29 protein-coding genes are annotated in these 25,451 nt (G+C 59.4%); 18 read left to right on the forward strand and 11 right to left on the reverse strand.

Annotated elements, in window-relative coordinates:
• Positions 1 to 184: 184 nt before the first annotated feature.
• Positions 185 to 2,326 (forward strand): methyl-accepting chemotaxis protein, encoded by a 2,142-nt coding sequence (locus EAH78_RS17020; RefSeq protein WP_140668525.1) that lies wholly within the window; start codon positions 185 to 187, stop codon positions 2,324 to 2,326.
• 130 nt (positions 2,327 to 2,456) lie between these two features.
• Here the strand turns inward: EAH78_RS17020 and EAH78_RS17025 are convergent, their stop codons facing one another.
• Genes EAH78_RS17025 through EAH78_RS17035 form a run of 3 tightly spaced genes read right to left on the reverse strand, consistent with a single transcriptional unit; the run spans position 2,457 to position 3,571 of the window.
• Positions 2,457 to 3,080 carry an SOS response-associated peptidase gene (locus EAH78_RS17025; protein WP_140668526.1) on the reverse strand — a complete coding sequence of 208 codons (624 nt, stop codon included), beginning with the start codon at positions 3,078 to 3,080 and terminating at the stop codon, positions 2,457 to 2,459.
• 35 nt (positions 3,081 to 3,115) lie between these two features.
• On the reverse strand, positions 3,116 to 3,376 hold the full coding sequence (locus tag EAH78_RS17030) for a putative signal transducing protein (RefSeq protein WP_140668527.1): 261 nt from the start codon (positions 3,374 to 3,376) through the stop codon (positions 3,116 to 3,118).
• Between the two features lie 12 nt (positions 3,377 to 3,388).
• Positions 3,389 to 3,571, reverse strand: a complete 183-nt coding sequence (locus tag EAH78_RS17035) for a CPXCG motif-containing cysteine-rich protein (RefSeq protein WP_140668528.1) — start codon at positions 3,569 to 3,571, stop codon at positions 3,389 to 3,391.
• 142 nt (positions 3,572 to 3,713) lie between these two features.
• Between EAH78_RS17035 and EAH78_RS17040 the strand changes: the two genes are divergently transcribed.
• Positions 3,714 to 4,877: a 1-acyl-sn-glycerol-3-phosphate acyltransferase gene (locus tag EAH78_RS17040; protein WP_193560084.1), complete on the forward strand. Its 1,164-nt coding sequence runs from the start codon at positions 3,714 to 3,716 to the stop codon at positions 4,875 to 4,877.
• A gap of 81 nt (positions 4,878 to 4,958) precedes the next feature.
• Here the strand turns inward: EAH78_RS17040 and EAH78_RS17045 are convergent, their stop codons facing one another.
• Complete coding sequence (locus EAH78_RS17045; protein WP_140668530.1) at positions 4,959 to 5,237, reverse strand: hypothetical protein; 279 nt, start codon at positions 5,235 to 5,237, stop codon at positions 4,959 to 4,961.
• Positions 5,238 to 5,431: 194 nt separating this feature from the next.
• On the opposite strand from EAH78_RS17045, the gene EAH78_RS17050 reads away from it, so the two are divergent.
• Positions 5,432 to 5,638: a hypothetical protein gene (locus EAH78_RS17050; protein WP_140668531.1), complete on the forward strand. Its 207-nt coding sequence runs from the start codon at positions 5,432 to 5,434 to the stop codon at positions 5,636 to 5,638.
• A 205-nt stretch (positions 5,639 to 5,843) separates the two neighbouring features.
• Here EAH78_RS17050 and EAH78_RS17055 read toward each other — a convergent pair whose 3' ends face one another.
• Positions 5,844 to 6,428 carry a YajG family lipoprotein gene (locus tag EAH78_RS17055; protein WP_140668532.1) on the reverse strand — a complete coding sequence of 195 codons (585 nt, stop codon included), beginning with the start codon at positions 6,426 to 6,428 and terminating at the stop codon, positions 5,844 to 5,846.
• 205 nt (positions 6,429 to 6,633) lie between these two features.
• On the opposite strand from EAH78_RS17055, the gene EAH78_RS17060 reads away from it, so the two are divergent.
• Positions 6,634 to 6,867, forward strand: a complete 234-nt coding sequence (locus EAH78_RS17060) for a hypothetical protein (protein WP_027925979.1) — start codon at positions 6,634 to 6,636, stop codon at positions 6,865 to 6,867.
• A 738-nt stretch (positions 6,868 to 7,605) separates the two neighbouring features.
• A complete protein-coding gene (mqo, locus tag EAH78_RS17065) occupies positions 7,606 to 9,114 on the forward strand; it encodes a malate dehydrogenase (quinone) (protein WP_140668533.1) in 1,509 nt (502 codons plus the stop codon).
• A 210-nt stretch (positions 9,115 to 9,324) separates the two neighbouring features.
• Here the strand turns inward: mqo and EAH78_RS17070 are convergent, their stop codons facing one another.
• From EAH78_RS17070 to EAH78_RS17085, 4 genes are all read right to left on the reverse strand, one after another.
• Positions 9,325 to 9,612, reverse strand: coding sequence for a PA4642 family protein (locus EAH78_RS17070; protein WP_140668534.1), 288 nt, complete (start codon positions 9,610 to 9,612; stop codon positions 9,325 to 9,327).
• 63 nt (positions 9,613 to 9,675) lie between these two features.
• Positions 9,676 to 10,161: a hypothetical protein gene (locus EAH78_RS17075; RefSeq protein ID WP_140668535.1), complete on the reverse strand. Its 486-nt coding sequence runs from the start codon at positions 10,159 to 10,161 to the stop codon at positions 9,676 to 9,678.
• Positions 10,162 to 10,332: 171 nt separating this feature from the next.
• The gene (locus tag EAH78_RS17080) at positions 10,333 to 10,806 is read right to left on the reverse strand and encodes a WbuC family cupin fold metalloprotein (RefSeq protein ID WP_140668536.1); all 474 of its coding nucleotides are present in this window, start codon (positions 10,804 to 10,806) and stop codon (positions 10,333 to 10,335) included.
• 3 nt (positions 10,807 to 10,809) lie between these two features.
• Entirely contained in the window at positions 10,810 to 11,367 is a 558-nt protein-coding gene (locus EAH78_RS17085) for a hypoxanthine-guanine phosphoribosyltransferase (RefSeq protein ID WP_123435109.1), read from the reverse strand.
• 164 nt (positions 11,368 to 11,531) lie between these two features.
• On the opposite strand from EAH78_RS17085, the gene upp reads away from it, so the two are divergent.
• A complete protein-coding gene (gene upp / locus EAH78_RS17090) occupies positions 11,532 to 12,170 on the forward strand; it encodes a uracil phosphoribosyltransferase (protein ID WP_008025893.1) in 639 nt (212 codons plus the stop codon).
• A 2-nt stretch (positions 12,171 to 12,172) separates the two neighbouring features.
• Positions 12,173 to 13,447 carry a uracil-xanthine permease family protein gene (locus EAH78_RS17095; RefSeq protein WP_140668537.1) on the forward strand — a complete coding sequence of 425 codons (1,275 nt, stop codon included), beginning with the start codon at positions 12,173 to 12,175 and terminating at the stop codon, positions 13,445 to 13,447.
• Between the two features lie 134 nt (positions 13,448 to 13,581).
• Here EAH78_RS17095 and hemH read toward each other — a convergent pair whose 3' ends face one another.
• Both hemH and EAH78_RS17105 read right to left on the reverse strand, forming a co-directional pair.
• Positions 13,582 to 14,607, reverse strand: coding sequence for a ferrochelatase (hemH, locus tag EAH78_RS17100; protein ID WP_140668538.1), 1,026 nt, complete (start codon positions 14,605 to 14,607; stop codon positions 13,582 to 13,584).
• 13 nt (positions 14,608 to 14,620) lie between these two features.
• On the reverse strand, positions 14,621 to 15,523 hold the full coding sequence (locus tag EAH78_RS17105; protein ID WP_140668539.1) for a TIGR01777 family oxidoreductase: 903 nt from the start codon (positions 15,521 to 15,523) through the stop codon (positions 14,621 to 14,623).
• Between the two features lie 196 nt (positions 15,524 to 15,719).
• On the opposite strand from EAH78_RS17105, the gene EAH78_RS17110 reads away from it, so the two are divergent.
• From EAH78_RS17110 to EAH78_RS17160, 11 genes are all read left to right on the forward strand, one after another.
• Positions 15,720 to 16,706 carry an NAD(P)/FAD-dependent oxidoreductase gene (locus EAH78_RS17110; protein ID WP_140668540.1) on the forward strand — a complete coding sequence of 329 codons (987 nt, stop codon included), beginning with the start codon at positions 15,720 to 15,722 and terminating at the stop codon, positions 16,704 to 16,706.
• Complete coding sequence (locus tag EAH78_RS17115; RefSeq protein WP_140668541.1) at positions 16,703 to 16,918, forward strand: TIGR02450 family Trp-rich protein; 216 nt, start codon at positions 16,703 to 16,705, stop codon at positions 16,916 to 16,918. Before EAH78_RS17110 ends, EAH78_RS17115 begins: the two co-directional genes overlap by 4 nt.
• A 110-nt stretch (positions 16,919 to 17,028) precedes the next feature.
• Positions 17,029 to 17,991 (forward strand): YbgA family protein, encoded by a 963-nt coding sequence (locus EAH78_RS17120; protein WP_140668542.1) that lies wholly within the window; start codon positions 17,029 to 17,031, stop codon positions 17,989 to 17,991.
• Positions 17,991 to 18,932: a MerR family transcriptional regulator gene (locus tag EAH78_RS17125; RefSeq protein ID WP_140668543.1), complete on the forward strand. Its 942-nt coding sequence runs from the start codon at positions 17,991 to 17,993 to the stop codon at positions 18,930 to 18,932. The genes EAH78_RS17120 and EAH78_RS17125 overlap by 1 nt, the downstream gene beginning before the upstream one ends.
• Before the next feature lie 20 nt (positions 18,933 to 18,952).
• Positions 18,953 to 20,398: a deoxyribodipyrimidine photo-lyase gene (gene phrB / locus EAH78_RS17130; RefSeq protein ID WP_140668544.1), complete on the forward strand. Its 1,446-nt coding sequence runs from the start codon at positions 18,953 to 18,955 to the stop codon at positions 20,396 to 20,398.
• Positions 20,391 to 20,813, forward strand: a complete 423-nt coding sequence (locus EAH78_RS17135) for a nuclear transport factor 2 family protein (RefSeq protein WP_140668545.1) — start codon at positions 20,391 to 20,393, stop codon at positions 20,811 to 20,813. Before phrB ends, EAH78_RS17135 begins: the two co-directional genes overlap by 8 nt.
• Complete coding sequence (locus EAH78_RS17140; RefSeq protein WP_140668546.1) at positions 20,810 to 21,592, forward strand: SDR family NAD(P)-dependent oxidoreductase; 783 nt, start codon at positions 20,810 to 20,812, stop codon at positions 21,590 to 21,592. Before EAH78_RS17135 ends, EAH78_RS17140 begins: the two co-directional genes overlap by 4 nt.
• Positions 21,589 to 22,836 (forward strand): NAD(P)/FAD-dependent oxidoreductase, encoded by a 1,248-nt coding sequence (locus EAH78_RS17145; protein ID WP_140668547.1) that lies wholly within the window; start codon positions 21,589 to 21,591, stop codon positions 22,834 to 22,836. Before EAH78_RS17140 ends, EAH78_RS17145 begins: the two co-directional genes overlap by 4 nt.
• Positions 22,833 to 23,648: a DUF1365 domain-containing protein gene (locus EAH78_RS17150; protein WP_140668548.1), complete on the forward strand. Its 816-nt coding sequence runs from the start codon at positions 22,833 to 22,835 to the stop codon at positions 23,646 to 23,648. The genes EAH78_RS17145 and EAH78_RS17150 overlap by 4 nt, the downstream gene beginning before the upstream one ends.
• Positions 23,635 to 24,906 (forward strand): SAM-dependent methyltransferase, encoded by a 1,272-nt coding sequence (locus tag EAH78_RS17155; protein ID WP_140668549.1) that lies wholly within the window; start codon positions 23,635 to 23,637, stop codon positions 24,904 to 24,906. Before EAH78_RS17150 ends, EAH78_RS17155 begins: the two co-directional genes overlap by 14 nt.
• The gene (locus EAH78_RS17160) at positions 24,899 to 25,402 is read left to right on the forward strand and encodes a DUF2878 domain-containing protein (RefSeq protein ID WP_140668550.1); all 504 of its coding nucleotides are present in this window, start codon (positions 24,899 to 24,901) and stop codon (positions 25,400 to 25,402) included. The genes EAH78_RS17155 and EAH78_RS17160 overlap by 8 nt, the downstream gene beginning before the upstream one ends.
• Positions 25,403 to 25,451 lie beyond the last annotated feature (49 nt).

Genomic DNA, 25,451 nt, shown 5'->3' on the forward strand with positions numbered 1-25,451 from the left:
CTCGGGACGACGGCTGCAGCAAAAAATTCATACAGCACTGACTGCCCTGCCGCACAAAGGTTCGGCACCTTTCTGATTGCGACACGGGCACGTCCAAAACAGTCATTTCTCCAGCCCCTGCTCATGGCTGCTCGCCCCCTTGCCGATACACCAGCGCAGACGTCCTCTTGCGTGCGGAGCACCCATGAAATTCAAGTCGATCCAGTTTTCCGTGGCTGCCCTCGCTGGCGCCATCGTTCTCAGCGTAGTCGCAGCGTTAGTGGTGTACGCGCTATTTTCCGGCGCACGAACGCAAGACATGGTCCAGCAACGGACCCAGGCACAATTCGAGCAAGTCATCGAACAGCGCCTGACCTCCCTGGCGCAAACCCAGGTCAGCCAGATTCAGCGTGAACTCGAAGCGCCCCTGCTGATTGCCGGTGGACTGGTGCGGGTCAACGCCCTGATCGGCACGCCGGGGCCCGATGGCCAGCCGCAGCTGAATGTGAGCCGCGAGCAGTTGATCAGCCTGATCAAGGAAACCGTGGTCAAGAACCCGAAGATCCTCGGCACTTACATTGGCTGGGAAAAGAACGCCCTCGACCACAACGATGCCGCCTATATCGACACCAAAGTGACCGGCATCGACACCAGCAACGGGCGCTTTCTGCCGTGGTGGTTCCGCAACGATGACGGCACCCTCGGCCTGGACAAACTGGTGGACGTCGACGACCAGAAAACCCTGTCCACCGGCGTGCGCGCCAGCGAGTACTACCTGTGCTCCAAGGAAACCAAAAAATCCTGCGTGATCGATCCGGCGCCCTACAAGGTCGGCGACAAAATCGTCATGCTCGCCTCCTTTATTGAACCGATCATGCTCAACGGCGCCTTCCAGGGCATCGTCGGCGCCGACCTGTCGGTGAACTTCATTCAGGAAATGCTCCTCGGCGCGAACCAGAAACTGTACAGCGGCGCAGGGGAAATGGCGTTGATCGGCGGTAACGGCCGGATCGTGGCCTACACCAAGGACCCGAGTAAATTTGGCGAGAAGGTCAGTGACATCCTCGACAGCCAGCAGATCGCCAACATGAGCAATCTCAAGCGTGGCGAAGTGACCTATACCGTCGACAAGGCCCACGACCGGATCGAGTTGTACCTGCCGTTCGGCATCGGCCAGACCGATGCGCGCTGGACCCTGATGCTGCAATTGCCGCTGAACGCGGTGATGGCCGACCTGCAAAAACTCCAGGGCGACCTCAACGCCCAGCGCAAATCCGACACCTTCGGCATGGCCATGGTCGGTTTGCTGATCGCCGGTATCGGCTTGCTGGTGATCTGGCTGGTGGGCCACGGTATCGCGCGCCCGCTCAAGCAAATGGTGGCGATGCTCGACGACATAGCCAAAGGTGAAGGCGACCTGACGCGCCGTCTCACCAGCGATCGTGCGGACGAACTGGGCTCGATTGCCAACGGCTTCAATACGTTCCTGGCCAAGTTGCAGGCGATGATCACCCAGGTCGTGACGTCGGTGCAGAGTGTCAGTGATTCGTCGGAACACACCGCCGACATCGCTATCCGCACCAACATCGGCGTGCAGAAGCAAATGGCCGAGATTGATCAGGTGGCCACGGCGGTGCATGAAATGACCGCCACCGCCCAGGACGTAGCGCGCAACGCGACCCAGGCCGCGCAAGCCGCCAGCCATGCCGACCAGGCGGCGGCGCAGGGCATGCAGATCGTGCGGGACACCTCGAATTCGATTGGCGTGCTGGCCGTGGAAATCGGCAAGGCTGTGGGTGTGGTGCAAACCCTGGCCAAGGACAGCGAAAACATCAACGCGATCCTCACGGCCATTCGCGGGATCGCCGAGCAGACTAACCTGCTGGCCTTGAACGCAGCCATCGAAGCGGCCCGCGCCGGCGAACAGGGCCGTGGTTTTGCGGTGGTGGCCGATGAAGTGCGCAACCTCGCGCAGAAAACCCAGAAAGCCACCGAAGAAATCCAGACCATGATCCAGCAACTGCAACAAGGCACCCGCGACGTGGTGCGGGTCATGGAGGACAGTCAGAATCGCACGGACGAAAGCGTGCAGCACGCGGCGAAAGCCGCCGAGGCGCTGGAGACCATTACTCAGGCAGTGTCGGTGATCAACGACATGAACACGCAGATCGCCAGCGCGGCCGAGGAACAGAGCGCGGTGGCGGACGACATCAACCGTAACGTGATCAACATTGGGCAAGTGGCCAATGAAGTGGCTGGCGGAGCGGATGAGTCGAGCGCGGCGAGTGCGGACCTGACCAAGCTGGCTGAACAGCAGCGGCGGTTGATCAATCAGTTCAAGGTTTGATCCGAAGGCCCCTTCGCGAGCAAGCCCGCTCCCACATTAAATCTCCGTGGTTCGCATATTTTGTAATCACTGGAGATCAAATGTGGGAGCGGGCTTGCTCGCGAAGGGGCCGGAACAGTCACCCCATCAATCAACCCGGGGTCAGACACTCCGGCGCATTCAGCTTCGGATCATTCACCAGGTTCGCCAGCACCCGCTCGCGCAATACCGCGGGTTCACTGGCAAGCAAGGCCTGCAAGGTATGCAACGGCGTCTCCGGATCGAGCCACGCCGCCTGCCCCGCTTCATCCAGAATCAACGGCCGACGCTGACTCGCCGCCGGCTGCGTGATCACCGCCGTGCTCAACCACACCTGTTCCTGCACCGGATACGCTTCCCAGATCGCGGCAAAAAACAGCGACGAGCCTTCCCCCGGCGTCAGCCAGTACGGGCGCTTGCGCGTGGTGCCGCGCCATTCATAGAAACCATTGGCCGGCAGCAGGCAACGGCGCTCGCGAAAGGCCTGGCGAAACATCGGTTGTTCGGCAACGGTTTCTGCCCGGGCATGGGCCGGAGTGCGGGACAGATCCGTCAGCCACGGTGGCGTCAGCCCCCAACGCGCCCGAGCCAGTTCACGCTGGCCGTCTGCACCGGCACGCAGCATCAACACCGAATCGTTGGGGGAAATATTCCACTGGGCCTGCTGATCGGCGGGGAAGCCAGGCAGGGCCGCGAAGGCGGGGTTCCAGCGAAACAGGGCATAACGTCCACACATGGGGCAACACGACTCTGAATAAAACGAACGTCAGCCTAACAGACCAGCGTGCCGGGAAAGCTGTCCGGTTCATCGCCGGGCAGCGGCAGCGCGGCATTGTACGCGGTGATCAGCTCGCGGGCGTATTCGGCCTGATCGTTATCCACCGACAATCCCAACAGGCCGAAGATCGGCAGTTCACCGGTGCCACCGAGCAAATCACGCCCCACCAGATGCGCTTCGACGCCCTCGCTGGCCAGCATGCTTTGCAGTAGCTCGCCTTCCATCAGATTTTCCGGCTCGTAGATTCGCTGCATCGGGTGCCCCTTTTATTCGTTTTCACTGAAAACTTCGAGGTGCCATTCCTCGCCATGAACCTGCAACACGAAGGTGATCGGCCGGCAACACACCTGGCAGTCTTCTATATAGGTCTGATCGCCCCCGGACAGGTCCACCGTCGTCTCGACCTCTTCACCACAATACGGACATTCGTAGCGCTCGGTTTCCAGCATCGCGGTCTCCCAGGTGACTTGTGCGTATAATCGCCGGTCTATTTGCAGGGCTATTTTTGTCTGGCTAATTTTTCAGACCGTGCCCTGCCGGTTTTTGATCAAAACCTTTACTTACCCTAGCCGTTTCTAACAAGAGAGCATGATGGGCGAATTCGATGCCATCCGACCTTACGACGACAGCGAAGTCCCAGCGGTACTGGACAGGTTGCTTGGCGACAAGGCGTTTCTAGATATCCTCACCCACTTCCGCTTCCCGCGTTTTGCCGGTGCTTTCGGCTGGATGCTTAAACCTCTTATAGCTCATCGGCTGCGCCGCGAGTTCGCTGGCGTGCATTCGGTGGCCACGTTGCAGGACAAGGTCGAGATGTATGTCGACCACACCATCGAGCGTGCCACAGACGGTGTCACCTACACCGGCGTCGAGCAGTTCAAGTCCGGCAGCGCCTACTTGTTCATCGCCAACCACCGCGACATCGTGATGGACCCGGCCTTCGTCAACTACGCCGTGTACCACGCCGGCCTGCCGACACCGCGCATCGCGATCGGCGACAACTTGCTGCAAAAGCCTTTTGTCAGCGACCTGATGCGCTTGAACAAGAGCTTCATCGTGCACCGTTCGATCACCGGTCGGCGCGAGAAGATGGCGGCCTATCAACTGTTGTCGGCCTACATCAACCATTCGATCCGCAATGATTGCGCCTCGATCTGGATCGCCCAGGCTGAAGGCCGGGCGAAAGACGGCGATGACCGCACCGAGTCGGCCATCCTCAAGATGTTCCACATGAGCCGCAAGGACGAGCCGTTCGGCGAAGTCATTCAGTCGCTGAACCTCACCCCGGTGTCGATCAGCTACGAATACGACCCGTGCGATCAGGCCAAGGCCCGCGAGTTGTTCATCCGCGCCACCACCGGCAGCTACAGCAAAGTGCCGGGCGAGGACGATGTGAGCATTGCCAAGGGCATCACCGGCTACAAGGGCCGGGTGCACGTGAACTTCGCCGCGCCGATCACCGAGCTGTTCGAAGACACCAAGCAATTGGCGATCGAGATGGACAAGCAAATTCTCGGGGGCTATCGCCTGTTCCCGGTGCATTACCTGGCCTACGCCCAATGGAAAGACGCCGACCCGCAATTGCAGGTGCCCAAAGCGTCTGAAGTGTTCGCGGCCGATGAACTGGCCAAGGCGCAGGAAGAATGGAACAAGCGCCTGGAGGGCTGCCCCGAGGAACATCGTCCGTTCCTGGTGCTGCAATATGCGACGCCGGTGCGCAATCAGTACCGGGTGAAGGCCGGGTTGCCGCTGTAAGGCTCAACGGCGCCTTGTGGTGAGGGGGCAAGCCCCCTCACCACAGCAAGCCCCCTTCACCACAGGTTGTGTGTCAGAGGTTCAGACCCGCGTGCTGATCCACGACACTAGCAACGCCAGCCCCAGGCAGGCGAAACCGAATCGATAGAAAAAGCGGTTCATGCGCAAGGTCGCCCAATCCAGGGTCGGTTCGACGTTGGGCTGGCTCTGGCGCTGGGACACGATACTGGCCATGGCGCGTTGTTCGCGGCGACGAGTGGCGTGCAGCAGCCAACTGCCGGGGAAGGCAAGCAGCAAGGCCAGCAGATTGACCAGTTTGGCGGGATGGGCGGTAAACTGCGTCATCAAATGCAGCGACATCACGGACCTCAAGAAAAACAGGTGTGGCAGGCGCCGAACCGACGACTGCGGCGCGGATTCTACCGAAAGCCTTCCCTCCTGCACCCGCTTTACGACAAATAACTGACCATTTGGCAGATTCCTGACCTGAGTCACAGCTTCGTCATCTGAATCCGTCAGTCTCGCGCCCCACGAAAACAGACACGGATATCGTCATGCTTCACGCTGAAAACCAGGATCGCCTGTACCTCATTGCCCAAAGTGAAGAACAACAAAACCTTGTGGGAAGCCTCGCCTTCAATGTTCAGGACCGTCACTGGCTGGTGTATTGCGCGCTGGGCGGACACCAACATGCGGATTTGCCAGAGACGGATTTGCTGACCGGGGTGAGTGTGCTGGACTTCTACTCCGAAGCCGCCTGAATAGGTCTGTGCAACACCGCTGAACAATGTGGGAGCGGGCTTGCTCGCGAAAGCGGCTTCACATTCAGCGTTTATGTTGACTGATACACCGCTTTCGCGAGCAAGCCCGCTCCCACATTTGATCGGAGTAAATCCGGTAGAAATCCGGGCATTAAAAAGCCCGGGGCCATTGCTGGTTCCGGGCTTTTTTGATTGCGTCGAACGTTTATTCGCCGAGAACCTGACCCACGGTCGGATCCTTGAACAGCCGCGTCAACGCATCGCTCAACACATCGCTGACCAGCTTGGTGTTGGTTTCCTGGTTCGGCGCCATGCCGAAACGCTGGTCCAGCGATGCGCCGTAACGGCCGCTGTAACGCCGATTGGCGTTCTGCACATCGGAGCGGAAGGTCGCGCCGATAGTCGCTTCGGTCACGTACATGCCTTCCTTGGGCGACTGATATTTCAGCTCGGTCAGGGTCACGGTGATTTGCGGCGCATTCGCAGCATTGTTGGTCGGGGTAAAGCCCAGCAACCGCACGGCCGCTTCGGACTGCGCCTGCAACTTCGGCAGAATCTGCGCGCCCTGCACGGTGATCGCGCTGGTTTCCGGATACAGGCCGCCGCGCGTGCCCAGGGTTGGCGACGGACGACCGTCCACCACACGCACCACCACTGGCTGGCCATGGCCGACCGGCGCCAGCTGAGCTGTCAGCTTGGGCTCGGGGTTCAGTTGTTGCGGGCTGTGGGCGCAGCCGACGAGGGTCAAACTGGTCACAGTGATCAAACCGAACAACAGGCGTTGCAACATGCGCTTCTCTCCAGAATCAGGCACAAACAGGCCCGCAGTATAGCGGTGGGCCACTGCGGCTAACCAGTGGCCTTCAATCAATACTGAAATGTCTGACAAACCCTTGGGAAAGCGGTTCCTGTCACACATCTGTCATCGCCCATACACGGGCACGTAACGGCTAGTAGGCAATCTTCACTGCAGTTCCCCCATCAGGTACTTCGCCATGCGCTACCTCATCTCTTTGTTCGCACCACGCCCGCTGCACCGTTGTTTTGCCCTGCTCGACAGCAATGGTCATTGCCAGGCGTTCAAGCAGTGCAGCCTCCAGCCGATGGGCGATAGCTGGGTCGAAATCGAAGAAATCCGCCTCAACTGGTTGCATCAGCCCCTGCCCCCTAGCGCCCGCGTTAGCACCCGCCAGCCACGCGCACGGGTGCAACATCTGTTGACCACCTGACCGAACGCCTAATAAAAGTCATTAAACACGTCCATTTCCCTGCGTTTCTTAGATACAATCTCCCCCCGATTATAAGGACGTCTCCTGATCGGGCCTCGCAGCATCGTCAATGCCCTGGTATTGACACCCCGCACCGCCCACAGAGAGCCGCCCACACAGATCGAGTGAAGCTGGCGCGCTTGCTGTTCCCTGAGCAAAAACCCCGCTTTTCGCGAATCTGCAGAGCTGTCATTACGCTCGGTCACTGAGCTGTTTGCCCGTTTTGCCGGTCATGTACCCCATGACGGCAATCCATCCGGGCACGGTGCCAGGCAGGGACAGCCCTTTTTTGAGGTTCACGTCTTCAAAAGAGCGTGAAAAAAACGGGTTTTCACAACTTCACAAGAGTGTGGCGAGCAAATGAATAGTTTTGCGTCTGAACATGCACCATTAGCGTCTGAAACAGCCCAACGACACAGGATCGAGCGTTCCTCGAATACCGGAGCCTGAAGCCTGTCCGCTACGGATTTGGTTGCACAAACGGATGTATCGACCATAAGTCGAATTGCCAGTCGCGCGCTCAAATGAGTTCATAACCCTCATTGACCCGGCCGGTAGCGTCCGTCGAAGTTGCAAAAAATTGCGAAGATTCGGACATGGCGATACTGACCATGAGTACCAGGGGCATCACTGACACGCCCCGGAACGCCTGGCAGCCATGCCGACAATTTGGTGCTGCAGATTTTGGAGACGCGTTAAATGGCGCATAACGAAGCAGTCGACGTAGTACTGGTTGGGGCCGGCATCATGAGTGCCACCCTGGCGGTATTGCTCAAAGAGCTCGACCCCGCGATCAAGCTGGAAGTCGTCGAGCTGATGGATTCCGGTGCTGCGGAGAGTTCCAACCCGTGGAACAACGCCGGTACCGGTCACGCCGGGCTGTGTGAGCTCAACTACACGCCCCAGGCGGCTGATGGCACCGTCGACATCAAGAAAGCCGTGCACATCAACACTCAGTTCGAGGTGTCGAAGCAGTTCTGGTCCTACCTGACCAAGAAAGGCACGTTTGGCTCCTGCAAGACATTCATCAGCCCGGTGCCGCACCTGAGCTTCGTGCAGGGTGACAGCGGCGTTTCCTTCCTCAAGGAACGCTTCAAGGTGCTGAGCAAGCACCATGCCTTCGCGGACATGGAATACACCGAAGACAAGGCCAAAATGGCCGACTGGATGCCGCTGATGATGCCGGGCCGTCCGGCCGACGAAGTCGTCGCGGCGACCCGCGTGATGAATGGCACAGACGTCAACTTCGGCGCACTGACCAATCAACTGCTCAAGCACCTGACCAGCGCGCCCGACGCACAGGTCAAGTACTGCAAGCGCGTGACCGGCCTGAAGCGCAACAAAGGCGGCTGGACCGTCAGCATCAAGGACGTCAACAGCGGTAACACCCGTGACGTCGACGCGAAATTCGTCTTCCTCGGCGCTGGCGGCGCGGCATTGCCGCTGTTGCAGGCCTCGGGCATCGAAGAAAGCAAAGGCTTCGGCGGCTTCCCGATCAGTGGCCAATGGCTGCGTTGCGACAACCCGGAAGTGGTCAAACACCACCAGGCCAAGGTGTACAGCCAGGCCGCCGTGGGTTCGCCACCGATGTCCGTGCCGCACCTGGACACCCGTGTCGTCGATGGCAGCAAGTCCTTGTTGTTCGGACCTTACGCCGGGTTCACCACCAAGTTCCTCAAGCACGGTTCCTTCATGGACCTGCCGTTGTCGGTTCGCGCCGGCAACATCGGCCCGATGCTCGCCGTGGCGAAAAACAACATGGACCTGACCAAGTACCTGGTCAGCGAAGTGATGCAATCGATGGAACAACGCCTGGAATCCCTGCGTCGCTTCTACCCTGAAGCGAAAGCTGAAGACTGGCGCCTGGAAGTGGCCGGCCAACGGGTTCAGATCATCAAGAAAGACCCGAAAAAGGGCGGCGTCCTGCAATTCGGTACCGAACTGGTCGCGGCCAAGGACGGTTCCCTTGCCGCCCTGCTCGGCGCTTCTCCAGGTGCCTCGGTAACGGTTTCGATCATGCTTGAGCTGATCGAAAAATGCTTCCCGAGCAAAGCGTCCGGTGAGTGGGCGGCCAAACTGGCTGAAATTTTCCCGGCCCGTGAAAAAGTCCTGGAAACCGATGCGGCGCTGTATCGCAAGATCAATGCGCACAACAACATCGCGCTGGAACTGGTTGAAGCCAGTAACGAGACCGAAAGCTACGCTTGATTCGGTCTCATAAAAAACGCCCCGTTCTCAGTGAGAGCGGGGCGTTTTTTTATGGCCGGTGATACGGATGATCCAAGATCTTCATCACTTGTGCCGGCCTCTTCGCGAGCAAGCCCGCTCCCACATTAGATCGGCGTACACAAATCAAATGTGGGAGCGGGCTTGCTCGCGAAGGGGCCAGCACAAACACCACAGATTCAGCGCAATAGGTTAACCACGGGCCTTGGCGATCAGCTCGATGTACTCGGCCGCATTGCGCTGATCCTTGATCACGGCGACGAAGTCATTACCGTGTTCATCCTTGCCGTCCAGGTCCAGGCCGGCCTCAACGAAGAACGTCAGAAAACGCTCGAAGTCATCGATACGCAGGCCACGATAGGCCTTGATCAGCTTGTGCAGCGACGGCGAAGTGGCGTCGACTGGCTCGAAATCGAGGAACAACTTGATCTGCTCGTCGCCGATCTCGTCACCAATCACTTGTTTCTTATCTTTACGCATTGCCGACTCCAGCTCGCAGACATTACACGGGGCGGGCAGTTTACCCCTCCCTTGACGCCTGGCTCAACGCGCGCGAGTGGCACCGGTGTGCAAATCAGCCCAGACATGGCCGTTGGCATAGCTGAGGAACTGGCAATACACCGTGTCATTGCGCAACAAGTCGATCACCACCCGGTATTGCGCCATCGGGTAAAACAGCGTCAGGGTTTTGCTTTTGTCGTCGTAGACCGGTTTTTTCAGGCTTTTGCTTTCGCCATCGAAGTTGACCAACACCTGATTGATGGTCGCGCCCTTGTTCAAGGATTTACCCTTGAGGCGGATCAGCACCGGTGACGTGACGGGAATCGGCTGCTGATTGGACTGGCGCTGACTGCCGACTACCACGGAATATTCGGTGACCTGCAGGAGTTGTTGCTGCTCGGGTTCTGCGTCGCGCAGGGTCAGGTCATCGGGTGGCAGAAACTGTGTGTGCATCGGCGCCGGGGCTGCCGCCAGTGGCAGGCTGAGGGTCAGCAACAGGGCGGCGCAGCTGCGGATCAAAAGGCTCATGACGGGCTCCGAAGGCGAGGCCTGGCACTTTATCACGGGCCTATGAAAATATTTCGGTGGCCACGATCCATTGTAGGAGTAAGCCTGCTCGCGATAGCGTCGGCACATCCAGCACAGATGTGTCCGTCAGACCGCTATCGCGAGCAGGCTTACTCCTACAGGGGGCGAATATCAATCGAACTGCGCGCGCATCCACGCTTGATACTCAGCCACACCCGGCTCGCCTTCCCGGGGCGCCCAGTGAGCCAGCTCACCCTCACCTACCGGACGGTAAGGACCGGCCTTACACTCGAACATCAGACTGTCGGCTTCCAGCACCACGACGCTGTGGAAAACGCCGCCTGGCAGGTCCACACCGACACAATCGCCGCCGGCCTGCAGGATTTGCTTTCTCACCACAGCACCGGACTCGTCGAAAATCAGCACCCCGAGCCGCCCTTTGAGGACCAGCAAGGTTTCAGCCTTGTTTTCGCCCAAATGGCGGTGCGGCGGGATGTAGGTGTTCGGCTGCAACCCCACGGCCATCCGATGACAGGCGTCTTCCATCTCATGGAAGTTGTGATGCTGACGCCCACGAGGGTTCGACGCCGCTTTCCCGGCCAATTCAGTGAACAAGGTTTGATCAAGAAAGCGCGGCGTAGTCATGGCTTACATGCCTTTAACAGCAAAGATCCCGTTGGCGTTACGCCAGTAGCCTTTGTAGTCCATGCCGTAACCGAAGATGTAACGGTCGATGCACGGCAGGCCGACGAAATCGGCTTTCAGGTCCGGGCGAGCCTTGCGGTCGTGGTCCTTGTCGATCAGCACGGCGGTGTGCACTTTGCGCGCGCCGGCGTGTTTGCAGAAATCGATGATCGCACCCAGGGTGTGACCTTCATCGAGGATGTCGTCGATGATCAGCACGTCACGGTCGATGAACGACACTTCCGGCTTGGCTTTCCAGAACAGGTCGCCGCCGCTGGTTTCATTGCGATAACGGGTGGCGTGCAGGTAGGACGCTTCCAGCGGGAAGTTCAGATAGGTCAACAGTTTGCCGGAGAAAATCAGACCGCCGTTCATCACACAGAACACCACCGGATTGCTTTCAGCCATCTGGTCGTTGATTTGTGCACCGACGCGGGCGATGGCCGCCTCGACTTCAGCTTCGGTGTACAGGCAGTCAGCCTCTCGCATGATTTGACGGATATGCTCGAGATCAGCGGACATGGCGCTCTCCAAGGGGGGTGGCGGACAGGAAAAGCGGGCAAAGGTACGCATCCCGCACGGCCAGATCAAGCGTTTGTGGACTAACGTACTGTATGTCTATAGGACAACACCCTCGGATAGATTAATCTAGGCCGGTTTTTTTGCCCGCCGCCGGAGCCTTTCCCATGCCCATCCTCGAGATCCGCCACCCGCTGATCCGTCATAAACTTGGCCTGATGCGCCGTGCAGACATCAGCACCAAGAATTTCCGTGAGCTCGCTCAGGAAGTCGGTGCCCTGCTGACCTATGAAGCCACCAAAGACTTGCCGCTGGAATCCTACGACATCGAAGGCTGGTGCGGCACCGTGTCGGTCGAGAAAATCGCCGGCAAGAAGATTACTGTAGTACCGATCCTGCGCGCCGGTATCGGCATGCTCGAAGGCGTGCTGAGCCTGATCCCGGGCGCCAAGGTCAGCGCCGTCGGCGTGGCCCGCAACGAACAAACGCTGCAAGCCCATACCTACCTGGAAAAACTGGTCCCGGAAATCAACGAGCGCCTGGCGATGATTATCGACCCAATGCTCGCCACCGGCAGTTCCATGGTCGCCACCATCGACCTGTTGAAAAAGGCCGGTTGCCGTGACATTCGCGCCATGGTCCTGGTAGCAGCGCCGGAAGGCATCGCCGCGGTAGAAAAGGCTCACCCGGACGTGACCATCTACACCGCGTCCATTGACGAAAAACTCAACGAACACGGTTACATCATCCCGGGCCTGGGCGATGCCGGTGACAAGATCTTCGGCACCAAGCAGAAGGACGCTTGAGCATGCAGCAAGAGTTCAACGATCCGCTCTGGCGCACGGTGCTGTCGGGTGCACAGATGCTGTTCGTGGCCTTCGGCGCCCTGGTGTTGATGCCGCTGATTACCGGCCTCGACCCGAACGTGGCGCTATTCACCGCGGGTCTGGGGACGATTCTGTTTCAGATCGTCACCGGGCGTCAGGTGCCGGTGTTCCTGGCGTCAAGCTTTGCCTTCATCACCCCGATCATTCTCGCCAAGGGCCAGTTCGGCCTCGCCGCGACCATGGGCGGCGTGATGGCGGCCGGTTTCGTCTACACCTTCCTCGGCCTGGCCGTGAAGATCAAAGGCACCGGGTTCATCGACCGCCTATTGCCACCGGTGGTGATTGGTCCGGTGATCATCTCCATCGGCCTGGCCATGGCGCCAATTGCCGCCAACATGGCGATGGGCAAGGCCGGCGACGGTACTGAACTGATTCATTACCAGACGGCGATGCTGATCTCGATGCCGGCGCTGCTGACTACCCTGATCGTCGCTGTGTTCGGCAAAGGCATTTTCCGCCTGGTGCCGATCATTTCCGGCGTGCTGGTCGGTTTTGCCATGGCCTTCTATTTCGGTGTCGTGGATACCGCGAAGATTGCCGCTGCCCCTTGGTTTGCCATTCCGCACTTCACCGCGCCGGAGTTCAACTGGCAGGCGATTCTGTTCATCGTTCCGGTCGCCCTGGCCCCGGCCATCGAGCACATCGGCGGCGTGATTGCCGTGGGCAGCGTGACCGGTCGCGATTACCTGAAGAAGCCCGGCCTGCACCGCACCCTGCTCGGTGACGGGATTGCCACCACCGCAGCCGGCCTGTTCGGCGGTCCACCCAACACCACCTACGCCGAAGTAACGGGCGCGGTGATGCTGACCAAGAACTACAACCCGAAAATCATGACCTGGGCGGCGATTTTCGCCATCAGCCTGGCGTTCATCGGCAAGTTCGGCGCGCTGCTGCAAAGCATTCCGGTGCCGGTGATGGGCGGGATTCTCTGCCTGTTGTTCGGTTCGATTGCGGCCGTGGGCATGAACACGCTGATTCGCCACAAGATCGATCTGGGCGAAGCACGCAATCTGGTGATTGTGTCGGTGACCCTGGTGTTCGGGATTGGCGGTGTGCTGGTCGGTACCGGAACTGGCCCGGACGACTTCGGCCTCAAAGGCATCGCGCTGTGCGCGGTGACGGCAATTGCGTTGAACCTGTTGCTGCCGGGGAATGACAGCTGGAAGCACAAGAAGGCGGATGAACCACTGTTGTAACAGGTGATCCCCTGTGGCGAGGGAGCTTGCTCCCGCTTGAGTGCGCAGCACTCACAAAATCTTCGTCGACTGCGAGAATTTGGGGCCGCTTCGCGACCCAGCGGGAGCAAGCTCCCTCGCCACAGGTTGTATCCCTACAACGCCAACGGCGCTCTTTCACACAGTGCACTCAACGCCCGCGCCCACTGCGGGTCATCGTTCAGGCACGGCACCAGTACCAACTCCTCCCCTCCCGCTTCGCGGAATTGTTCGAGCCCGCGATCACCGATCTCTTCCAGCGTCTCGATGCAATCAGCCACGAACGCCGGGCACATCACCAGAATCTTCTTCACGCCGCTCTTGGCCAGTTCATCGAGGCGCGCTTCAGTGTAGGGTTCGATCCACTTGGCCCGCCCCAGACGCGACTGAAACGACACCGACCATTTGCCGTCCGGCAAGCCCATGCGCTTGGCAAACTCCGACGCCGTGCGCAGGCATTGCGCGCGATAGCAGGTGGCTAATACCGCGGGCGTTGCGTTCTTGCAGCAATCCTCATTCTTGAAGCAATGCTTGCCCGTCGGATCGAGCTTGGTCAGGTGCCGCTCCGGCAAACCGTGGAAGCTCAGCAACAAGTGATCGTAATCCTGCTCCAGATAGGGTTTGGCCGAGGCAACCAATGCATCGAGGTATTCCGGCTGATCGTAAAACGGCTGGAGAATCGACAGCTGGATATCGAGTCCTTTCGCGCGCAGCACGCGCTTGGCTTCTTCGATCACCGTCGTGGTAGTGCTGTCGGCGAACTGTGGATAAAGCGGCGCCAGGGTGATTCTTTTGTGGCCCTGAGCGGCCAGTTGCAGCAGTTTCGTTTCAATCGACGGCTCGCCGTAACGCATCGCCAACTCGACCGGGCCGTGGGTCCACTGCGTCGTCATCGCCTGTTGCAGGCGCCGACTGAGCACCACCAGGGGCGAGCCCTCCTCCCACCAGATCGACTCGTAGGCGTGGGCTGACTGCTCCGGGCGTTTGATCAGGATCAGCGACACCAGCAAGCGTCGCACCGGCCATGGCAGGTCGATCACATACGGGTCCATCAGAAATTGATTGAGGTAGCTGCGCACATCCGCCACCGAGGTGGAGGCCGGTGAACCCAGATTAACCAGAAGCAATGCGTGATCGGTCATGCAACGTCCTATTTCAAAGGCGGCTGGACAGATCGTCCAGGGCCGCGCGCAAATCGGTGAACTGGAAAGTGAAACCCGCGTCCAGCGCGCGTACCGGCAGGGCCTTCTGGCCGCCCAGTAACAACAACGACAACTCGCCAAGCCCCACTTTCAACGCCAGGGCCGGCATCGGCATGAACGCCGGGCGGTGCAGCACACTGCCCAGCGTCTTGGCAAATTCGCGATTGCGCACCGGTTTGGGCGCGCAGGCATTATAGGGACCGCTGGCGTCTTTCTGATGCAGAAGAAAATCAATCAGGGCGATTTGATCGTTGATATGGATCCATGGCATCCACTGCCGACCACTGCCGATCGGCCCGCCCAGCCCCAGTTTGAACGGCAGCAACAGCCGCGACAAAAAGCCGCCCTCGGCCGACAACACCAACCCGGTACGAATCAGCACGACGCGAAGTCCCAAGGCTTCGGCACGCAGGGCGGTTTCCTCCCAGGCGACGCACAACTGGCTGGCAAAATCGTCTATGACCGGAGGCGAAGCCTCGGTCAGTTCTCGCTCCCCGCCATCGCCATACCAGCCCACCGCCGAACCGGACACCAACAGCGAAGGTTTTTGCTCGCGCTTTTCGAGCCACGCCAGCAGCGTTTCAGTCAGGGTGATACGGCTGCTCCAGAGCAACGCCTTGCGCTTGTGCGTCCAGGGTCGATCGGCAATCGGTGCGCCCGCCAGGTTGATAATCGCATCAAGCGGTGCCTGGTCGAGGTCCTCCAGCCGGGCAATTGCCCTCACTTGAGTGCCGCAGATTTTTGCAACTTTTTCAGGCTCGCGACTCCAGACCGTCAGGCCATGGCCCTGACTCAACCAGTGTCTGCAGAGCTGACGTCCTATCAAACCAGTACCGCCGGTCAGCAATATGTGCATGACTTCTTCCTCGCGTGGCGTTTAACCCTGATCACTAGTCTATTTTTATAAGCAGGGATCTTTGGTATCGGGCAGGCTCTGTGTTTAACCATAGGCCAAGCTGTCAGATCGAGAACGCTAAAAGTTATACCAAAAAACAATATTGTACAGGTTTGAACCACGGCGTAGTCTGTACAGAAAGGTAAACGAGGCCCCTATGACTGTACCTATCGCAATCATCGGCACCGGCATCGCCGGGCTCTCAGCCGCGCAAGCCCTGACAGATACAGGGCATGTCGTGCAACTTTTCGATAAAAGCCGCGGCAGTGGCGGACGCATGTCGAGCAAGCGCAGTGATGCAGGTGCTCTGGACATGGGGGCGCAATATTTCACTGCCCGCGACCGGCGCTTCGTCACCGAGGTCCAGCGTTGGCAAGCCAACGGCTGGGTCGCCGAATGGACGCCGCAGCTCTACACCTACCACGGCGGTCAGCTCAACCTGTCGCCGGACGAACAGACGCGCTGGGTCGGCACGCCACGCATGAGCGCCATCACCCGTGGCCTGCTCGGTGACCTGGAAGTGCAGTTCGCCTGCCGGATCACCGAGGTCTATCGCGGTGAAGAACACTGGCATCTGCAGGACGCCGAAGGTTTCACTCACGGTCCGTTCAGTCATGTGGTAATCGCCACGCCAGCGCCTCAAGCCACCGCATTGCTGGCCGCTGCCTCGAAGCTGGCAGGGGCCGCTGCCGGGGTAAAAATGGACCCGACCTGGGCCGTAGCCCTGGCATTCGAAACGCCGCTGGATACGCCCATGGAAGGTTGTTTCGTACAAGACAGTCCACTCGACTGGCTGGCCCGCAACCGCAGCAAACCAGGTCGCGACAACACCATGGATACGTGGGTGCTGCACGCGACCAGCGCCTGGAGCCGGCAACATATCGACCTGTCCAAGGAAGCGGTGATCGAGCAACTGCATGGCGCATTCGCCGAATTGCTGCACGATTCCATGCCCGCCCCGAGCTTCAGCCTCGCCCATCGCTGGCTCTATGCCCGCCCCGCCAGCAGCCATGAATGGGGCGCGCTCGCCGACGCCGACCTGGGCCTGTATGTGTGCGGCGACTGGTGCTTGTCCGGGCGTGTCGAAGGCGCCTGGCTGAGCGGTCAGGAAGCTGCTCGCCGATTGCATGAACATTTGCAGTGAACCGCATCAATCCGAGTAAATTGCTGCTGTCGAAGTGGACAGCAGCCCATCCGCTACACCGCGAAAAACACTTTCTGGTGACCGAGGTATTCCGCGACGAGGAGGGCACGGTGCTGGAAGTTGAGTTACAGGCGGTGCTGACCCAGCGCAGTGAACGCCTCGATTGGCGAACCCTCAAGAACAGCGACACCTGGCAATCGGGCTGGAAGTAGATCCACAAAAACTTATACAAACAATTTGACTTGTACACCTTTGAATCTATGATGAAGACTATGTTGTACAGAGACCAGATTCTGTACAAGTTTAGATTCGAGGTGCTTCGATGCGCAACCAGCCAGCGACCCGACCGAAAATCGCTATCAGCGCCTGCCTGATGGGCGCCGAGGTTCGCTATAACGGCGGGCACAAGGAATCACGCCTGTGCAGTCGCACCCTCTCTGACCACTTCGATTTTGTCCCGGTATGCCCGGAAGTTGCCATCGGCCTCGGCATTCCCCGAGAGCCAATCCGCTTGGTGGGCGACCCGCAACATCCGCAAGCAGTCGGCAGTGTTCACGCCGAGCTTAATGTCACCCGGCAGCTCACCGAGTACGGGCAGACAATGGCGGGTCAGTTGAGCGACATTTGCGGCTACATCTTTATGCAAAAGTCCCCTTCCTGTGGCCTGGAACGAGTGAAGGTTTACCTGGCCAACGGCGTACCGGCAGAAGGCGGCGGACGAGGCCTCTATGCCCAGGCGTTCTGTGCGCTGCACCCTGACCTGCCCGTAGAAGAAGACGGCCGACTCAACGACCCGGTGCTGCGGGAAAACTTCCTCACGCGCGTGTTTGCCTACAGTGCCTGGCAGCAATTGCTGCAAAAAGGCCTGACCCGCCGCGACCTTACCGAATTCCACTCGCGCTACAAATATCTGCTGATGGCGCACAACCCGGTGCAATACAAAGCCCTGGGCAGTTTGCTGGGCAATATGGGCCAGACCGATCCCAATGAACTCGGCCCGCGATATTTCAGCGAACTGATGGCGGCCTTGAAAAAATGCGCCACACGGCGCACCCATACCAACGTCCTGCAACACATCAGCGGCTACCTCAAGCAAGTCATCAGTCCTGAAGACAAACAGGAAATGCAACATGTCATCGGCCAGTACCGCCAAGGCATCGTGCCGCTGGTGGTGCCATTGACCCTGCTCAAGCACTACTTCCGTCAGCACCCGGATCCCTACATTGCGCAACAGGTTTACCTGCAACCGCACCCGGAAAACCTCAGTCTGCGAAACGCGATCTAATGAAAACCCAACTCGACACCAGCGCCAGCGAAGACCTCGGCGACGACTTTAAAAAGGCGCTGGACGACGGCTGGTTACCGATCCGCGAGGTGGCGCGCCAGACCGGTGTCAACGCCGTGACACTGCGCGCCTGGGAACGGCGCTATGGCCTGGTCGTGCCACATCGCACACCCAAGGGCCATCGGCTGTTCTCTGCCGAACACGTTCAACGCATCCTGACGATCCTCACGTGGCTCAACCGCGGTGTGGCCGTCAGCCAGGTCAAGCAGTTGCTGGACACGCCGCAAGCGTTTAGCGAACCCGTTGAAAACGATTGGCAGGTGTTGCGCCAGACGCTGCTGCACGCGGTGTCGCACCTGAACGAACGCACCCTCGATGACACCGTCAATCAAGCCATGGCGCTGTACCCACCGCGCACCTTATGCGAACTCTTGTTGATGCCGTTGCTGGCCGAACTGGACCAACGCTGGCAGGGCCAATTCGGTGCGCAGATGGAGCGGGCGTTCTTTTATTCCTGGTTGCGCAGCAAATTCGGCGCACGCATCTACCATAACAACCGTCAGCTGCGCGCCGCGCCCCTGCTGCTGATCAATCACTCGGATGTGCCACTGGAACCTCATTTGTGGCTCACCGCGTGGTTGATCAGCAGCGCCGATTGTCCGGTGGAGGTGTTCGACTGGCCTTTACCCGCCGGCGAGCTCGCGATGGCGGTCGATCACCTGCAAGCCCGCGGCGTACTGCTGTATTCCAGCAAAGCCATAAATCTTTCGCAGCTGCCGAAACTACTGAATGGAGTCAGTTGCCCAAAAATGATTGCCGGACCAACGGTATGCATCCACCACGCCGAGTTGTCCGTAAGAACGACTGAGATCGCTGATTTGTCCTTCGCCGAAGACCCGTTATCGGCGCATCAGGACCTGGTTCAGCGTGGGCTAATTTAATGAAACGTGCGGACTCCACCATGCAATTGATCTGGCTGCGCAGCGATTTGCGCGTACTCGACAACACCGCCCTCGCGGCCGCCACAGCGCGCGGCCCAACAGTGGCGGTGTATCTGCTGAGTCCGGAGCAGTGGCTGGAACACGATGATGCACCGTGCAAAGTGGATTTCTGGCTGCGCAATCTGAAGGAGTTGAGCCGCGCGTTGGCCAAACTGAACATCCCGTTGTTGATCCGCATGGCATCGCGCTGGGATGAGGCGCCGGCAGTGCTGCTCGACCTGTGCCAGCAGTTGAAGATCGACGCCGTGCACGTCAACGAGGAGTACGGCGTTCACGAGAGCAGTCGTGATACAGCGGTCGCCGAAACGCTGAAGGCCCAAGGCATCGGCTTCTATAGTTACCTCGATCAGTTGCTGTTCAAACCCGGCACCGTGCTGACCAGGACCAATACTTACTTTCAGGTCTTCAGTCAGTTCCGCAAGGTCTGCTACGACAGATTGCGTGGATCCCTGCCGAGCCTGATCGCTGCGCCTGCTATCCAGGCGCCGTTGGCAATCAGCAGCGACACCCTTCCATCAAACGTTGAAGGCTTCGAAACGCCGAGCGAAAGCCTGCGCACACTCTGGCCCGCCGGAGAAGCCGAAGCCCGACGCCGCCTCAACACGTTCGCCGACGCCCAGATCGACTACTACAAGGATGAACGCGACTTCCCGGCCAAGCCCGGCACCAGCCAGCTCTCGGCCTATCTCGCCGCCGGAGTGATTTCCCCGCGCCAATGCCTGCACGCCGCCCTGCAAACCAATCAGGGCGAGTTCGACAGCGGCAAGGTCGGTGCTGTCACCTGGATCAATGAATTGCTCTGGCGTGAGTTCTACAAACATATCCTGGTGGGTTACCCGCGGGTCTCGCGCCATCGCGCCTTCCGCCCGGAAACCGAGGCCCTGGCGTGGCGCAACGCACCGGAAGATCTGCTGGCCTGGCAAGAAGCCCGCACCGGCCTGCCGATCATCGACGCGGCCATGCGTCAATTGCTTGAGACCGGCTGGATGCACAACCGGCTGCGCATGGTGGTGGCGATGTTCCTGACCAAGAACCTGCTGATCGACTGGCGTGAAGGCGAGCGCTTTTTCATGCGGCACTTGATCGACGGCGACCTGGCGGCGAACAACGGGGGCTGGCAATGGAGCTCGTCCACCGGCACCGATTCGGCGCCCTACTTCCGGATTTTCAACCCGCAGAGCCAGTCGGAGAAATTCGACGCCGAAGGCCTGTTCATCAAACAATGGCTGCCAGAACTGGCCGGGCTCGATAAAAAGGAAGTTCACAACCCGGCCAACCTCGGCGGACTGTTCGGCGTGGCGGATTATCCATCGCCGATCGTCAATCTGAGTACGTCCCGACAACGGGCGCTGGCCGCGTTCAAGGATCTGCCATCGCGGCAGCAAGCAGGCGATTTCCATGAGTGATTTCCTGCGGCGTTTTGCACAGCAGTTTGCGACCTTGGACAAGGACAATCTGCAGTACCTCAATCAGCTCTACAGCCATGATGTGCACTTCACCGATCCGCTGCATGAAGTACAGGGTCTGGTGCAACTGCGCAGCTACTTCACCGAGCTCTATACCAATGTCAGCGATCTGCGTTTCGACTTTCACGGTTTCGACCAGATCCGTGAAGGCGAAGGCTATCTGCGCTGGGTCATGAGTTACCGCCACCCGCGCCTGGCCAACGGTCAATTGATACGCGTGGAAGGTTGCTCGCACCTGCTTTGGCGCGACAAGGTTTATCGGCATCGGGACTACTTCGATGCCGGCGCGCTGATTTACGAACATTTACCCGTACTGGGTCGGGCAATTGCCTGGCTGAAAAGGAGAATGGGATGAGCCTCGCCTCTCCACGGCGTTACTGGTTGACCGGCGCCAGCAGCGGTATTGGCGCTTCGCTGGCCGAAGAAATACTCAAGTCCGGCGCTCACGTGGCCGTCAGTTCACGCTCGACAGCCGTGCTGAAGGTTTTGTCTCAGCGCTACCCCGGACAAGTGCTGGTGGTGCCCGGTGACCTGACCAATAGCCAGCGGGTGCGTGAAATCGGTGAGCAGATTGCACAAGACTGGGGTTCGCTGGACACGGTTATTCTCAACGCAGGCACCTGCGAATACGTGGACGTCAAGCAATTTGATTCATCGATTGTCGAACACGTGGTGCGCACCAATCTGCTCGCCAGCGCCTACTGCATCGAGGCGGCGTTACCATTGCTGCGCAAAGGCACCGCGCCGCACCTGGTGACCGTCGCGAGCTCCGTTACGTACTTGCCACTGCCGCGCGCCGAAGCCTATGGCGCGTCGAAGGCGGGGCTACGTTACCTGTTTGAATCGCTGCGCATTGATCTCTCGCCGGAAGGCATCGAAGTCACTATCGTCAGCCCGGGCTTCGTCGAGACACCGCTGACGGCCAAGAATGATTTCCCGATGCCGCTCAGTTGGCCGGTGGGTAAAGCGGCCCGGCATATTTTCGCCAAACTCAAGAACCGGCCATTGGAAATCGCGTTTCCGGGCCTGTTCATGGCGGCGCTGTGGCCGCTGTCGAAAATGCCCAACGCGGTGCAACTGGCCATCGGCAAACGCATGGTACGCAGCCCTGCGCCGATCCAGGATCTACCGTGAATATCGCCATCATCGGCAGCGGTATCTCGGGGTTGACCTGCGCGTACCTGCTTAATCGCAGGCATGCGATCACCCTGTTCGAGGCCGGCGACCGGGCGGGTGGTCACACCCACACGGTCGACGTGTCGGTCGATGGCCAGCGCTATGCGGTAGACACCGGTTTCATCGTCTTCAACGACAGGACCTACCCGAATTTCATCCGCCTGCTCGGCCAGCTCGGGGTGGGTTTCAAACCGACTGAAATGAGTTTCTCGGTGACGGACCCGGACACCGGTCTTGAGTACAACGGCAATAACCTGAACAGCCTGTTCGCCCAACGCCGTAACCTGTTGTCGCCAGGATTCTGGGGCATGTTGCGCGACATTCTGCGCTTCAATAAAGAAGCCCAGCGCGACCTGGCGCAAGGTCACATCACCGCCGACACCACGCTGGACGATTACTTGAAGGCCGGCAACTACGGCGAGCGCTTTATCCTGCATTACATCGTGCCAATGGGGGCGGCGATCTGGTCGATGTCCATGGCGGACATGCTCGGTTTCCCATTGCAGTTTTTTGTGCGGTTTTTCAAGAATCACGGGCTGCTGTCCATCAGCAATCGCCCGCAATGGTGCGTGATTGAAGGCGGTTCCAATGCCTACGTGGGACCACTGACCGCCTCATTTCGCGAAAAGATTCGTCTCAACTGCCCAGTGACGCGCGTCGAGCGCGATGACGCAGGCGTGGTTATCCACAGTGCCGCTGGCAGCGAACGCTTCGATAAAGTCGTGTTCGCTTGCCACAGCGATCAGGCATTGAAACTGTTGGCCCGGCCGAGCGATGCCGAACGGTCGATCCTCGGTGCCCTGCCCTACGCCGATAACGAAGTGGTGCTGCACACTGACACGCGTTTGCTGCCGGTACGCAAACGGGCCTGGGCCAGCTGGAATTACCGCCTAGGGGGCTCCGGTCACACACTGGCCGCAGTCACCTACGACATGAACATCCTGCAAGGTTTGCAGAGCGATACCACGTTCTGCGTCAGCCTCAACCAAAGCGCTGGCATCAGCCCTGACAAGGTGCTCGGCACCTTCACCTACGCCCATCCGCAATACAGCCTGACCGCCGTCGTCGCGCAAGGTCGCTGGGATGAACTGGATGGCGCGCAACATAGCCATTTTTGCGGCGCTTATTGGGCCAACGGTTTCCATGAGGACGGCGTGGTCAGCGCCTTGCGAGTCGCCCGCTCCTTAGGAGAAGTTCTGTGAACAGCGCCCTTTACAGCGGCTGGATCGCCCACCGGCGGTTTGCCCCAAGGCACCACGAATTCCGCTATCGGGTCGGCCTGCTGTACCTGGACCTCGACGAGCAAGACACCGTGCTCAGGTTGTCGCCCCTGTGCGGCACCAGCCGTTTTGCGCCCTTCTCGTTTCGCGAAACGGACTACCTGAAAACCTTTACCGGCCAGGGCATGCGCCTGATCGACGCGGTCCGCCAGCAAGTGTGCGAAGCCATCGGCCATGCGCCGCAAGGTTCGATCTGCCTGCTGACTCAAGCGCGCAGTTGGGGCCTGGCGTTCAACCCGGTGAGTTTCTTCTACTGCCATGAAGCCGATGGGCAGTTGGCGGCGATCGTCTGCGAAGTCACCAACACGCCATGGCGAGAACGCTACCTCTATGTGCTGCCCGCGCGCTCGCCGGTGAACCTGCTCGATTTCCATCAGCACTTCGTCGTGGCCAAGGCGTTTCATGTGTCGCCGTTTTTGCCCCGGGATCTCGAATACCGGATGAGTTTCAGCCCTGTCGCCAACAAGCTCGGGGTACACATGGCGGACTGGCAGGGCGACCTGAAACTGTTCGATGCCACGCTCAACCTGCAGCGCGAAGCCCTCGACCGCAGCAGCCTGCACCGATACCTGCGGCAGTTTCCGTGGATGACTGCAAAAACCTGCCTGGCGATTTACTGGCAGGCCTTGCGCCTGTTGCTCAAACGCGCCCCGATCTTTGCTCATCGAGCTGCCGACGGCAGCTTTCGAACCGCCACAGTTCCCTCCAAGGATCGCCGTCATGAAGTCCTCTAGCATTTTGGCCAAAGCCACACTACCCGTCACCCACGGCTTGACCGGAGCGTTGCTGCGCCGTGGCGTGCTGCGGCAACTGGCGGCACTTAAACACGGGCAACTGGTGCTTATCGAGGGCAGCGAGCGGCATGTCTTCGGCACGGCCGGCAGTCACTTGATCGGGGAGATTCATATTCTCGACGCCGCAGCATGGGGCTGCGTGGCGAGCAACGGTTCGATCGGCGCGGGTGAAGCGTTCATCCACGGTTATTGGAGTTCGCCGAACCTGACCGCCGTCGTGCGCGTTTTCGTCAGCAACCTCGACGTACTGGATGCGCTGGAAGGCGGACTGGCGAAACTCGGCCGACCTTTCGTTCAAGGGCTGCACTGGCTCAATCGCAACACCCGCAAGGGCTCGCAGAAAAACATCGCAGCTCATTACGACCTGGGCAATGACCTGTTCGAGCAGTTTCTCGATCCGACCATGATGTATTCCGCGGCGCAATTCCTTAGCCCCGAAGACAGCCTCGAACAGGCGCAGTTGAACAAACTCGAACGGATCTGCCAGAAACTCGCCTTGAAACCCAGCGATCACCTGCTCGAAATCGGCACTGGCTGGGGCAGCATGGCGCTTTATGCGGCACAGCATTACGGCTGCCAGGTCACCACCACCACGCTGTCGAAAGAGCAGTTCGCCTTTACCGCTCAACGAATCGAAACCCTTGGCCTGCAAGGCCAGGTCACGCTGCTGCTCAAGGATTACCGCGACCTCACCGGCCAGTACGACAAACTGGTATCGATCGAGATGATCGAAGCGGTCGGTCATCGCTTCCTGCCGACGTACTTCAAGCAATGCGCACACTTGCTCAAGAGCAACGGCTTGATGCTGTTGCAGGCCATCACCATTCGCGAACAACGCTATGAACAGGCCAAGGGCAACGTCGACTTCATCCAGCGCTACATTTTCCCCGGCGGCGCCTTGCCCTGCGTACAGAAAATGCTCGAGATCGTCAGTCGCGACACCGACATGAACCTGCTGCACATGGAGGATTTTGGCTTGCACTACGCGCGAACCCTGCGCCTGTGGCATGAGAATTTTCGACGCGCTCAGGGTCGCTTGAGCGAGTTGGGCTACGACGACTATTTCCTGCGCCTGTGGGAGTTTTACCTGTGCTACTGCGAAGGCGGCTTTCTGGAGCGCACCATCGGCACGGCGCAATTGCTGTTGGCCAAACCCTCGGCTATTACCGCGCCGCTGTTGGGCCGTTTCGATGCTTGAACGCGTGGCCAATGCGCTGATGTTTCAGCTCGGCTGGTTTGCTTGCGTAGCTGGCGGCAACAGTTTGTGGTTGTTGGTGGCACTGACGGTTCTGGTGATTCATCTGCTGTGGATAAGTCGCTGGGCCGATGAAGGTCGATTGATCCTCAGCGTGGTGTTGCTGGGCACCACCGTCGACAGTTCATTGCGCTGGCTGGGCGTATTTGATTTCGCCGATGTCATGCCTTTGATTCCGCTTTGGCTGATGCTGTTGTGGGCGCTGCTGGCAACCACCTTGCGCCACTGCCTGGCGTGGACTGCCAATCCTTGGTGGCTGGGCAGTTTACTGGGCGCGGTCGGCGGGCCTCTGTCTTATTACGCTGGTGGAAAACTGGCGGGGGTGCAATTTCCTTACGGTCAATGGCCAACCTTGATCGGCATCGGACTGCTCTGGGCTGCCCTGTTTCCCACCCTTCATTTCATGGCCCAGCGGCTGGCGTCCGACGGCCAACACTGAGCGTCCGTCAGGCCTTTCACACAGCATCGACCCACTGCCTTACACTGCG

This window comes from Pseudomonas arsenicoxydans (assembly GCF_006438915.1).
GTDB lineage: Bacteria > Pseudomonadota > Gammaproteobacteria > Pseudomonadales > Pseudomonadaceae > Aquipseudomonas > Aquipseudomonas arsenicoxydans_A.